Origin of the sequence: Pseudomonas oryzihabitans (genome assembly GCF_001518815.1) — a bacterium.
Classification (GTDB): Bacteria; Pseudomonadota; Gammaproteobacteria; order Pseudomonadales; family Pseudomonadaceae; genus Chryseomonas; species Chryseomonas oryzihabitans_E.
Genome location: NZ_CP013987.1, coordinates 815,236 through 827,545 on the forward strand (window position 1 = coordinate 815,236; position 12,310 = coordinate 827,545).

Annotated in this window: 9 protein-coding genes; 6 read left to right on the forward strand and 3 right to left on the reverse strand. The window is 65.3% G+C overall.

The genetic code is table 11. From position 1 onward, the window contains the following. The first annotated feature begins 125 nt into the window (after positions 1-125). The 4 genes from secA (at position 126) to APT59_RS03775 (ending at position 5,950) form a co-directional block, all read left to right on the forward strand. Positions 126-2,867, forward strand: a complete 2,742-nt coding sequence (gene secA, locus APT59_RS03760; protein ID WP_059313618.1) for a preprotein translocase subunit SecA — start codon at positions 126-128, stop codon at positions 2,865-2,867. 185 nt (positions 2,868-3,052) lie between these two features. Continuing rightward, positions 3,053-4,270: a bifunctional glutamate N-acetyltransferase/amino-acid acetyltransferase ArgJ gene (gene argJ / locus APT59_RS03765; RefSeq protein ID WP_059313619.1), complete on the forward strand. Its 1,218-nt coding sequence runs from the start codon at positions 3,053-3,055 to the stop codon at positions 4,268-4,270. Positions 4,271-4,355: 85 nt separating this feature from the next. Then, positions 4,356-4,994 (forward strand): glutathione S-transferase family protein, encoded by a 639-nt coding sequence (locus APT59_RS03770; protein WP_059313620.1) that lies wholly within the window; start codon positions 4,356-4,358, stop codon positions 4,992-4,994. Beyond that, the gene (locus tag APT59_RS03775) at positions 4,991-5,950 is read left to right on the forward strand and encodes a Nudix family hydrolase (protein ID WP_059313621.1); all 960 of its coding nucleotides are present in this window, start codon (positions 4,991-4,993) and stop codon (positions 5,948-5,950) included. Before APT59_RS03770 ends, APT59_RS03775 begins: the two co-directional genes overlap by 4 nt. 357 nt (positions 5,951-6,307) lie before the next feature. Here APT59_RS03775 and APT59_RS03780 read toward each other — a convergent pair whose 3' ends face one another. Genes APT59_RS03780 through APT59_RS03790 form a run of 3 tightly spaced genes read right to left on the reverse strand, consistent with a single transcriptional unit; the run spans position 6,308 to position 8,843 of the window. Continuing rightward, positions 6,308-7,357, reverse strand: coding sequence for an alkene reductase (locus APT59_RS03780; protein ID WP_059313622.1), 1,050 nt, complete (start codon positions 7,355-7,357; stop codon positions 6,308-6,310). Positions 7,358-7,372: 15 nt separating this feature from the next. Continuing rightward, positions 7,373-8,536: an MFS transporter gene (locus APT59_RS03785; RefSeq protein WP_059313623.1), complete on the reverse strand. Its 1,164-nt coding sequence runs from the start codon at positions 8,534-8,536 to the stop codon at positions 7,373-7,375. 16 nt (positions 8,537-8,552) lie between these two features. Next, a complete protein-coding gene (locus APT59_RS03790) occupies positions 8,553-8,843 on the reverse strand; it encodes an ArsR/SmtB family transcription factor (RefSeq protein ID WP_059313624.1) in 291 nt (96 codons plus the stop codon). Positions 8,844-9,061: 218 nt separating this feature from the next. Here APT59_RS03790 and APT59_RS03795 point away from each other — a divergent pair, with 218 nt between their 5' ends. Together APT59_RS03795 and APT59_RS03800 are read left to right on the forward strand one after the other, a co-directional pair. Then, positions 9,062-9,757, forward strand: coding sequence for an OmpA family protein (locus tag APT59_RS03795; protein WP_059313625.1), 696 nt, complete (start codon positions 9,062-9,064; stop codon positions 9,755-9,757). 249 nt (positions 9,758-10,006) lie between these two features. Next, positions 10,007-12,145, forward strand: coding sequence for a putative bifunctional diguanylate cyclase/phosphodiesterase (locus APT59_RS03800; protein ID WP_174523124.1), 2,139 nt, complete (start codon positions 10,007-10,009; stop codon positions 12,143-12,145). The last annotated feature ends 165 nt before the right edge of the window (positions 12,146-12,310 follow it).

Genomic DNA, 12,310 nt, shown 5'->3' on the forward strand with positions numbered 1-12,310 from the left:
ATGCCCGATTACCATTGCGGGACACCGCGGGCTTCAACCCCCGCGCCTAGGCGTCTGGCCAGGCTCTGTAGAGGCCTTGCCGCCCGTTTCGCTCCTCTCATTCCAGCGGAAGAATTCCAGTCGATATGTTTGCGCCTTTGTTGAAGAAATTCTTTGGAAGCAAGAACGAACGAGATGTCAAACGCCTAGGCAAGGTCGTGGTGGCCACCAATGCGTTCGAATCCCAGATTGCCTCCTTGAGCGACGAGCAACTGCGCGCCAAGACCGAGGAATTCAAGCAGCGCGTAGCCAAGGGCGAGTCCCTCGATGCGCTGATGCCCGAAGCCTTCGCCGTGGTCCGCGAGGCGGGTAAGCGCGTCATGGGAATGCGCCACTTCGATGTCCAGCTGATCGGCGGCGCCGCGCTGCACGAAGGCAAGATTGCCGAGATGCGTACCGGTGAGGGCAAGACCCTGGTGGGAACCCTGCCGGTCTACCTCAACGCGCTGTCCGGCAAGGGCGTCCATGTGGTCACGGTGAACGACTACCTGGCCCGCCGCGACGCCAACTGGATGCGGCCCTTGTATGAGTTCCTCGGGCTGTCGGTGGGCATCATCCTGCCGTTCCAGCCGCCGGAGGAGAAACGTGCCGCCTACGCCTCGGACATCACCTACGGCACCAACAACGAGTTCGGCTTCGACTACCTGCGCGACAACATGGCCTTCAGCATGGCCGAGAAGTACCAGCGCGAGCTGAACTTCGCGGTGGTCGACGAGGTGGACTCCATCCTCATCGACGAAGCCCGGACCCCGCTGATCATCTCCGGCCAGGCCGAAGACAGCTCCGAGCTCTATCAGAAGATCAACCTGCTGATTCCGCGCCTGCAACAGCACATCGAGGAAGAGGAAGGCAATCCGACCCAGGTCGGTCACTACACCATCGATGAAAAGACCCGCCAGGTGGAAATCACCGAGCTGGGTCACCAGTTCATCGAGGAAATGCTCACCGAAACCGGTCTGCTGGCCGAAGGCGAGAGCCTCTACTCCGCGCACAACCTGGGCCTTCTGACCCACGTGTTCGCTGGCCTGCGTGCCCACACCCTGTTCCATCGCAACGTCGAGTACATCGTCCAGCAGGACCAGGTGCTGCTGATCGACGAGCACACCGGCCGTACCATGCCGGGCCGCCGTCTTTCCGAAGGCCTGCACCAGGCCATCGAGGCCAAGGAAGGACTGCCGATCCAGCCCGAGAGCCAGACCCTGGCCTCGACCACCTTCCAGAACTACTTCCGCCTCTACAACAAGCTTGGTGGCATGACCGGCACCGCCGATACCGAGGCCTTCGAGTTCCGCCAGATCTACAACCTCGACGTGCTGGTGATCCCGACCCACCGCGAGGTCGCCCGTAAGGACTTCAATGACCTGGTCTACCTGACCCAGGCCGAGAAGTACCAGGCGATCATCGAGGACGTGAAGCAATGCCAGGCCGAAGGCCGTCCGGTGCTGGTGGGTACCGCCTCCATCGAGAGCTCCGAGTACGTCGACCAGCTGCTGACCCAGGCCGGCATCGAGCACAAGGTGCTCAACGCCAAGTACCACGAGCGCGAAGCCGAGATCATCGCCCAGGCCGGTCGTCCGGGCGCCGTGACCATCGCCACCAACATGGCCGGTCGCGGTACCGACATCCTGCTCGGCGGCAACTGGGAAGTCGAAGTCGCGGCCCTGGAGAATCCCACCGAGGAGCAGATCGCCGCGATCAAGGCCGCCTGGCAGGCACGTCACAAGCAGGTCATCGATGCTGGCGGCCTGCACGTGATCGCCTCCGAGCGCCACGAATCCCGCCGGATCGACAACCAGCTGCGTGGCCGTGCCGGTCGCCAGGGCGACCCGGGTTCCAGCCGCTTCTACCTGTCGCTGGAAGACAGCCTGATGCGTATCTTCGCCTCCGACCGGGTGAAGAATTTCATGAAGGCCCTGGGGATGCAGGGCGGCGAGGCCATCGAGCATCGCATGGTCACCAACGCCATCGAAAAGGCGCAGCGCAAGGTCGAAGGCCGCAACTTCGATATCCGCAAGCAGCTGCTGGAATACGATGACGTGGCCAACGAGCAGCGCAAGGTGATCTATCACATGCGCGACACCCTGCTGGCCAACGAAGACGTCGGCGACACCATCAAGGGCTTCCGCGAGGAAACCCTGACCCAGGTAATCAACGAGCATATCCCGCCGCAGTCTTTGCCCGAGCAGTGGGACGTGCCCGGCCTGGAAGCCGAGATCTACAGTGTCTTCGGCCTGCAACTGCCCATCGGTCAGTGGCTGGACGAGGATGACAAGCTGTACGAGGACACCCTGCGGGTGAAGATCCTCGATCAGCTCGAAGCCGCCTACCTGGAAAAGGAAGACATGGCCGGTCGCGAGGCCCTGCGCAACTTCGAGAAGCAGATGCTGCTGCGGGTGGTCGACGACCTCTGGAAGGACCACCTCACCACCATGGATCACCTGCGTCACGGCATCCATCTGCGCGGCTACGCCCAGAAGAACCCCAAGCAGGAATACAAGCGCGAGTCCTTCAACCTGTTCCAGGAGCTGTTGGAAAGCATCAAGCGCGACACCATTCGCGTGCTGTCCCACGTTCAGGTCCGCCGCGAAGATCCGGCCGAGGAAGAGGAGCGCATGCGCCGCGAGGCCGAGGCCCTGGCCGAGCGCATGGAGTTCCAGCATGCCGAGGCGCCTTCGCTGGTCGACCCCGAGGTGATCGAGGACGAGCAGGGCGAGGACACCGTGGTGCCCTTGCAGCCCCAGCGCAACGATCAGAAGATCGGGCGCAACGAGCCGTGCCCCTGTGGGTCCGGCAAGAAGTACAAGCAGTGCCACGGCAAACTCGACTAAGGTTTTGCCGAAACGGCCGAGGCGACGGCAACCTGTCGGCATAGCCGCCGACAGGTTGTAAACTCTCGCTAGGCTGTCTGCGCCCCTTGCCCAGGCTGGGCGAAGCGGGTGCTGGAATCCCGATTTCCACGCCGCGACCGGTTTTCCGCTCGCGGCGTTTCCTTTTCTTCCACTGGAGTTTTCCCATGGCTGTCGGTCTCGGTCCGCTCTCCACGCTGCACCCGGTTCCCGGTTTCGAACTCGGTATCGCCTCCGCCGGCATCAAGCGTCCCGGGCGCAAGGATGTGGTGGTGATGCGTTGCGCCGAAGGCTCCAGCGTGGCCGGTGTCTTCACCCTCAATGCCTTCTGCGCGGCGCCGGTGATCATCGCCCGGCAGCGTTTCACCGGTCCGGTACGCTATCTGCTGACCAACACCGGCAACGCCAACGCCGGTACCGGTCAGCCTGGCCTGGCAGCGGCCGAACGCACCACCAAGACCCTGGCGACCCTGGCCAGCGTGGGCGAGGAGGCGGTACTGCCGTTCTCCACCGGCGTGATTGGCGAGCCGCTGCCCGTGGAGAAGATCGAAGCCGCGCTGCCGGCCGCCCTGGCCGATCTGGCCGAGGACAACTGGGCCGCCGCCGCCAGCGGCATCATGACCACCGATACCCTGCCCAAGGGCGCCAGTCGCCAGTTCCAGGTGGACGGCACCACCGTCACCGTGACCGGCATCAGCAAGGGCGCCGGCATGATCAGGCCGAACATGGCCACCATGCTCGGCTACGTGGCTACCGACGCCAAGGTCGCGCGGGGCCTGTTGCAGGACCTGCTGGCCGATGCCGCCAACCGCTCCTTCAACCGCATTACCATCGACGGCGACACCTCCACCAACGACTGCTGCATGCTGGTGGCTACCGGTTGCGCGGCCATGGCGGAAATCGCCCAGCCCAGCGGTGAAGCCTTCGAGCAGCTGCGCGACGCGGTCTTCTCGGTGTTCGCCGAACTGGCCCAGGCCATCGTGCGCGATGGCGAGGGTGCCACCAAGTTCGTCACCGTACAGGTCAATGGCGGTGCCAACGCCCAGGAATGCCTGGACGTCGGCTATGCCGTCGCCCATTCGCCGCTGATCAAGACCGCGCTGTTCGCCTCCGATCCCAATTGGGGCCGCATCCTGGCCGCCGTTGGCCGGGCTGGAGTGCCGAGCCTCGACGTCAGCCTGATCGACGTCTTCCTCGGGAATGTCCAGATCTGCCAGCAGGGCGGTCGTGCGGCCACCTACACCGAAGCGCAGGGCGCGCGGGTCATGGGCCAGGCGGAGATCGAGATCCGTATCGAGTTGGGCCGTGGCAGCCATGCCGAGACCATCTGGACCACCGACCTGTCCCACGACTATGTGAAGATCAACGCCGAGTACCGTACCTGACGGCTGCCCGACGCTTCGGCGTCCGCCGTCTGGCGGGCGCCTGCGCGCGGTCCGCCGGGGCCGCATCGTTCCGAGGAATTCCCGCATGTCCCAGCTGCAACTCGTGATCGGCAACAAGAATTTCTCCTCCTGGTCGCTACGGGCCTGGCTGGCCATGGAGCTCAGTGGCGCTGCCTATGAAGAGGTGCCGGTTCCGCTCTATGCGCCCAACAGCCGCGCCTTGCTCAAGGCCCAGTCGCCGACCGGCAAGGTGCCGGTGCTCAAGCTGGAAGAGGGCACCATCTGGGATTCCCTGGCCATCGTCGAGTATCTCGCCGAGGCCTATCCCGACGCCGGGCTATGGCCCGTGGATACCCTGGCGCGCGCCCATGCCCGAGCCCTGTGCGCCGAGATGCACAGTGGCTTCCTCGCCCTGCGCCGCGAGCTGCCCATGGACCTGCGTCGTCGGCAGCGGCTGAAGTCCACCACGGCCGAGGCGGTGGACGACATCCAGCGCATCCAGCGCCTGTGGCGCGAATGCCGCGAGCGCTATGGCCAGCAGGGCCCCTATCTGTTTGGTACGCCGACCATCGCCGATGCCTTCTATGCGCCGGTGGCGAGTCGCTTCCATAGCTACGGGGTGGAGCTGTCCGCCGAAGCGGCCGCCTATGTCGAAACCATCTACGCCTGGCCGGCCTTTCAGCGCTGGCTGGCGGAGGCAGAAACGGAGGAGCAGAGCGCATGACTCGTCTGCACGTCGTCGCGGCGGTGATCCGCGATCCCCAGGGGCAGATCCTTATCGCCCAGCGCCCGGCGCACAAGCACCAGGGTGGACTCTGGGAGTTTCCGGGAGGCAAGGTCGAGGCTGGTGAAGCCCCGGCCGTGGCGCTCGAGCGCGAGCTGGCCGAGGAGCTGGGCATCAGGGTGACAGCGGCCCGCCCGCTGTTGCAGGTCCGCCACGACTATCCCGACCAGGCGGTGCTGCTGGACGTCTGGCAGGTGGACGCCTTCACCGGCGAGGCCCATGGCGCCGAGGGCCAGCCGCTGGCCTGGGTCGCCCCGCGCGCGCTGCTCGACTATGAATTTCCCGCGGCCAACCGGCCCATCGTCCAGGCCGCGCGCCTACCGGAGCGCTACCTCATCACCCCCGGCGAGTTGACCACGGCGGAATTGCTCAATGGCCTGCACCGGGCGCTGGACAATGGCATCCGCCTGGTCCAGCTGCGTACGCCGGACAACTTCGATCCCCAGTACCGCGACCTGGCTGGCGACGTCCAGGGGCTCTGCACCGGTCGCGCCCAGCTGATGCTCAAGGGCCCGCTGGAATGGCTGGGGGATTTCCCCGCCGCCGGCTGGCACCTGACCGCCGAACAGTTGCGTCGCTATGCGCCCAATGGCCGACCCTTTCCGGAACAGCGCCTGCTGGCAGCTTCCTGCCACGACGCCGAAGAGCTGGCCCTGGCCCAGCAGATGGGCGTGGATTTCGTCACCCTGTCGCCGGTGATGCCTACCACCAGCCATCCCGGCGCTCCGACCCTGGGCTGGGTCAAGGCCCAGCAACTGCTGGCCGACTGCAATCTGCCAGCCTATCTGTTGGGTGGTCTCGGCGAGGATGACCTCACTGGTGCCTGGCAGGCCGGCGCCCAGGGCGTGGCGGCTATCCGGGCGTTCTGGCCCACCCCGGCCCAGGTTGAGCCGTAGGTTGGCGCTGAGCGCAGCGAAGCCCAACACGGGTAGGCCGTGCACGTGACTGTTGGGCTTCGACGATGGAGCCGTCTCAACCCAACCTACGGTTCTTGACGTAGGTTGGGTTGAGCGCAGCGAAGCCCAACACGGGTAGGCCGTGCCCATGACTGTTGGGCTTCGATGATAGAACCGTCTCAGCCCAACCTACGGTTGATGCCTGGACGTCAGGGGCATCGCGGCCATGACGGTCCGCCGATGCGGCCGCCCCTACAGGTTCAGACATCACTGTAGGAGCGGCCCATGGCCGCGATAAACCTGAATCCCCATGAAAAAGCCCGCCGATCGGCGGGCTTTTCTTGTCGGCGGGAAAAATTACAGCCGTGGATAGTCGATGTAGCCTACCGGGCCCTTGCTGTAGAAGGTATCCGGGTGCGGCTCATTGAGCGAGGCATCCTGCTCCAGGCGTTGCGGCAGGTCCGGGTTGGCGATGAAGGGCACGCCGAAAGCCACGGCATCGGCCTTGCCCTCGTCCAGCCAGGCGTTGGCCTTGTCCTTGTCGAACTTCTCGTTGGCGATATAGACGCCGCCGAAGGCTGCCTTGAGCTCCGGGCCGAGGCTGTCGCTGCCCGCCGCTTCGCGGATGCAGATGAAGGCCACCTGGCGCTTGCCCAGTTCGCGGGCCACGTAGCCGAAGGTGGCGGCGGGGTCGCTGTCACCCATGGTGTGCATGTCGCCGCGGGTGGACAGGTGCATGCCGACGCGATCGGCGCCCCAGACGTCGATGCAGGCATCGGTCACCTCCAGCAGCAGCCGGGCACGATTCTCGATGGAGCCGCCGTAGGCATCGGTGCGCTGGTTGGTGTCGCTCTGCAGGAACTGGTCGAGCAGGTAGCCATTGGCACCATGAACCTCGACGCCATCGAAGCCGGCGCGCTTGGCGTTTTCGGCGCCACGGCGGTAGGCGGCGACGATACCCGGGATTTCCTCGGTTTCCAGCGCCCGTGGGGTGACGTAGTCACGCTTGGGACGCAGCAGGCTGACGTGGCCCTGGGCGGCGATGGCGCTCGGTGCCACCGGGAGTTCGCCATCGAGGTAGCGGGGATCGGAGATACGGCCAACATGCCAGAGTTGCAGGACGATACGGCCGCCGGCCTTGTGCACGGCGGTGGTTATGCGTTGCCAGCCGGCCACCTGTGCATCGGACCAGATGCCGGGGGTGTCGGGATAGCCCACGCCCATGGGATCCACCGAGGTGGCTTCGGTGATGATCAGGCCCGCCGAGGCGCGTTGCACATAGTATTCGACCATCAGGTCGCCCGGGACCCGGCCTGGCTCGGCACGGCAGCGGGTGAGGGGCGCCATGATGACGCGGTTGGGCAGTTCCAGGGCGCCGATCTTGATCGGCTCGAACAGCTGAGTCATGGCTAGCTCTCTTGATTAGCTGGCGGTCGCCAGGCCGCTCTTGCGGGCCTGGCTGGCGGTCAGCAGGGTGGCGATTAGGGCCAGCAGGGCGAGCCCGCTGGCGGCGAGGGGTACCGCGGTAAGACCCAGGCCGTGATCGATCACCAGGCCACCGACCCAGGCACCGAGGGCATTGCCCACGTTGAAGGCGCCGATGTTGAGGGTCGAGACCAGGTTTGGTGCGTCCTTGCCGAAGGTGACCACGTTGATCTGCAGGGCGGGGACCGCGGCGAAGGCGGCGGCGGCCCAGAGGAAGAGGGTGATTTCGGCCGGCAGGAAGGCGTGGCCGGTCCAGCGCAGGGCGGCGGAGGTCAGCGCCAGGGCGATGAAGATGCCCACCAGGCTGGTAGCCAGGCGCCAGTCGGCCAGCCGGCCCCCGATGAAGTTGCCCAGGGTGAGGCCCAGGCCGATCAGCAGCAGGGTACCGGTCACGCCGCGGGGCGAGACGCCGGTGACTTCCTGCAGCAGGGGCGCCACATAGGTGAAGAGGGCGAACATGGAGGCGGCGAAGAACACCGTCATCGACAGCGCCAACCAGAAGCCCAGGCCGCGCAGGGCGAGCAACTCCCGACGCAAATCGGCGCGTGGCTGGTTGCGATCGGCTGGCAGGACCCGCCAGAGGCCGATCAGCGCGACCACGCCGATGGCTACCACCGCCCAGAAGGTCGAGCGCCAGCCAGCGGCCTGACCCAGGGCGGTGCCCAGGGGCACGCCCAGCACATTGGCCAGGGTCAGGCCAGTGAACATCAGGGCCACCGCCGAAGCGCGGCGATTCTCGGGAACCAGGCTCGCCGCCACGACTGCGCCGATACCAAAGAAGGCGCCGTGGCAGAGGGCGGTGACCACCCGGGCCAGCATCAGCATGTTGTAGCCGCTGGCCACCGCGCAGAGCAGGTTGCCGACGATGAAGATGCCCATCAGGGCGAGCAGGGCACGCTTGCGCGGCCAGTGGGCGGTGGCCAGCGCCATGAAGGGTGCGCCGACGGCCACGCCCAGGGCATAGCCGGTGACCAGCCAGCCGGCGCTGGGAATGGACACGCCCAGGTCGGCGGCGACGTTGGGCAGGAGCCCCATGATGACGAATTCGGTGGTGCCGATGGCGAAAGCGCTCAGCGCCAGCACGATGAGAGAAGCGGGCATGAAGATTCCTTGCAGACTAGAGGTCGCGGGCGAGGCGTTGCAGAAAGGCCTGGATGGCGGCCTCGTCGCGTTGGTAGAACACCCATTGGCCGATTCGCCGCGTGGTGACCAGCCCGGCCCGGGTCAGCACCGCCAGATGCGCCGACACCGTGGACTGCGACAGCCCGGCTCGGGCCTCGATCTGGCCGGCACAGACGCCAGTGCCCAGGTCGTGTTCCTGATGCGGGAAGTACTGCTGGGGATCACGCAGCCAGCCTAGGATCTGGCGGCGCAAGGGATTGGCCAAGGCTTTGAGGATCTCGTCCATCGCGGTCGTATCGTCATATTGGGTTGTTACGAACCTTAGATCGTAAAAAATCGATGTGCAAGCTATCGATATTTGATTTCTTCAATCGCCTGGTTAGAGCCTTGCTATTGCGATAAGTGTCCGGGCGTACCGCTTCGTTCAGTTGCGATTCAGATCACGCAGCTAGAATCGCAAGGTGCGGCCCTGTCCGCCGCAATGGATTTTCAAGGAGTAAAGACATGGCGCTGCCCACTCGTATGCTTCTCGCCAGCCTGGCCTTGGCCACCCTGGCGGGATGCGCATCCCCCAATCTCTACGAAAACCAGGGTCAGGCCAGCGGTGGCACTTCCAATACCGCCAAGTACGGTGGCCTGGGTGCCCTGGCCGGTGCGGTCGCCGGTGCCGCCATCGATCACAATCACCGGGGCAAGGGCGCGCTGATCGGTGCCGCTGCCGTGGGCGCGGCCGCCGCCGGCTATGGCTACTATGCCGATCGCCAGGAAGCCGAACTGCGTCGGCAGATGGAAAATACCGGTGTCGAGGTGCAGCGCCAGGGCGACGACATCAAGCTGATCATGCCGGGCAACATCACCTTCGCTACCGATTCCGCCGATATCGCCAATAGCTTCTACAAGCCGCTGAACGATCTGGCCAATTCCTTCAAGCAGTTCGATCAGAACAGCATCGAGATCGTCGGCTACACCGACAGCACCGGCAGCCGTGCCCACAACGTCGAGTTGTCCCAGCGGCGGGCGCAAAACGTCGCCGGCTACCTGACCGCTCAGGGCGTGCCCGCGGTGCGGCTGAGCACCCGCGGCGCCGGTCCCGACGCGCCCATCGCCAGCAACGCCACCGCCGATGGTCGCGCGCAGAATCGCCGCGTCGAGGTCAATCTGCGTCCGCTTCCCGGCGCGACTGGCGCCACCGCCCAGTAGCGACCGCTCGTCGTCCGCGACCCGCAGTTTCCGCGCCCTGGTGAAGGGTTGCGGAAACTGCTTTTTCATTTTGCGCTCTGATAGACGTCGCGAAGGCTTCCTCCTGTCAAATTGCAGGCGGCAGGCGCCTGTCCGGCTGCTACGCTAGTAGGGTTGGAGCGACACATCGCATAACGGACACGAAGGGAAGGGGTAGCCAGCCGCTTATGGCTGCTGCACGGCGGCAGAAGCCGCGGGGAGAAAGGCTTGATGGAGTGCCCGTTGCCGCAGACAGAGCAAGGCCCGGTATTGCTGGTGGTGGACGACCGCCAGGAGAACCTGTTCGCCATGCAGGCTGTGCTGGAGGTCGGAAATTGGCGGGTGATCACGGCCGCCTCGGGTGAGCGCGCCCTGCAATACCTGCTGGACGAAACCGTCGACCTGGTGCTGCTCGACGTCCAGATGCCGATCATGGATGGCTTCGAGGTGGCGCGCATCATGCGCAGCAACCTGCGCACCCGTTTCACTCCGATCATCTTCGTCTCCGCCGAAGCCCATTCCTACGAATCGGTGCTGCGTGGCTATGCCACCGGCGCGGTCGACTACCTGCTCAAACCGGTCGATCCCAACATCCTCCGGCATAAGGTGCGCTCGCTGCTCGATCACGAGCGCAATCGCCGCGAACTGCTGCAGGCCACCCAGCAGCTGGAGCTGGCCAAGTCCTTCAGCGATTCGCTGCTCGACAATGCCGCCGAGGGTATCCTCACCGTCAACGAACAGGGGCGGGTGACCTTCGCCAATGCCGCCATCGCCCGCATGCTCAGATGCAGCGTCAGCGATCTGGTGCACGCCAACTTTCTCGATTTCCTCGAAGGCGGCAACGGTCTCGACGACTGGCAGACCTCGCCCTTCATGGAGCACTACGACCGCCGCGAGACCTATCGCCTGCACGACGCGCGCCTGCGGACCAACCGCGGCGACAGCCTGCCGGTGGCGCTGTCCTGCGCGCCGCTGCCACGCATGCAGCGCGCCATGGTCATCATCGCGCTGGACATGTCGCGCATGCGCGAGCTGCAGGACCAGCTCGAATCCCAGGCCGTCACCGATGCCCTGACCGGGCTGCTCAACCGCCGTGGCTTCAACCAGACGCTGGAAGCGGCGCTGGCGCGCAGTGGTCGCAACGGCAAGCGCATGGCCGTGCTCTACATCGACCTCGACGGCTTCAAGCGCATCAACGATTCCCTCGGCCACGAAGCGGGTGACCGGGTGCTGTGCATCGTCGCCGAGCAGCTCAAGAGCTGCATGCGGCCCTACGACATCCTGGCGCGCATGGGTGGCGACGAATTCACCGCCCTGCTCGATTCCCTGGAGCATCCCGAGGATGCCGCCCGGGTCGCCGAGAAGCTGCTGGAGCTGTTGGCCACGGTGCATCGCATCGACGGCATGGAAGTCAGTCTGGGCGCCAGCATCGGCATCGCCAGCTATCCCGATTGCGGCCATACCGTGGACGGCCTGCTGCGCTCGGCCGACATCGCCATGTACGAGGCCAAACGCGGTGGGCGCCAGCAGTACCGCTTCTTCTCGCCGGAAATGAATGGCCGTGCCCGCTCACGACTGATGCTCGAAGAGAGCGTGCGCAATGCCATCGATAACAAGGATTTCGTCCTCGCCTACCAGCCGCAGGTCTATCTGCGCGATGGTCGCCTGCGCGGCTTCGAGGCGCTGCTGCGCTGGGAGCACACGGTGGCCGGCAAGGTCTCGCCCAGCGTCTTCATCCCGCTGCTGGAAGAGACCCGGCTGATCAATCGCATCGGCGACTGGATCTTCCGCGAAGGCGCGACCAAGCTGCAGTCCCTGCAGGAGATCTATGGCGACGAGCTGCTGCTGAGCATCAACCTCAGCCCCGTGCAATTCGGCATGCCGCAACTGGCGGAAAGCCTGCGCCAGATCATCGAGACTCACCATCTGCGGCCCGAGCAGATGGAAATCGAGGTGACCGAGTCGGCGCTGATGCACGACATCGACTACACCCGGGCGCAGCTGTCGCAATTGCGTGCCCTTGGCGTGCGCATCGCGGTGGACGACTTCGGTACCGGCTATTCCTCGCTGGCCTACCTGCGTCACTTCGAGCTGGACACCCTGAAGATCGATCAGCTGTTCATCGCCAACATGCTGGACTCCTCGCGTGATGCTGCCATCGTCAGCACCATCCTCGAACTGGGTCGCAACCTGGATCTGGAAGTCATCGCGGAAGGCGTGGAGACCCTGGAGCAGCGCGACTGGCTGATCGAGCACGGCTGCGAAATCATGCAGGGCTTCTTGGTCTCGCGGCCACTGAGCGCCGAGGTGACCGGACGCTTCCCCCAGCAGGTGGACTGGACCGCCCGGCGACCCGAACCGACGCTCTAGACTGCGCTGATACCCTGCTCCGACCGGTGCCCGTCCATCGGGCCCGGGGCCTAGCCATGCCCCATCCAGAGCTTGCCGAGGTGCGCCGACCAAGGCCCAGTTAGCCAAACCGCGAACCTCACTGAACGAACCCACGCGCGTGCCTTCTTATGCAATGGCCACAGG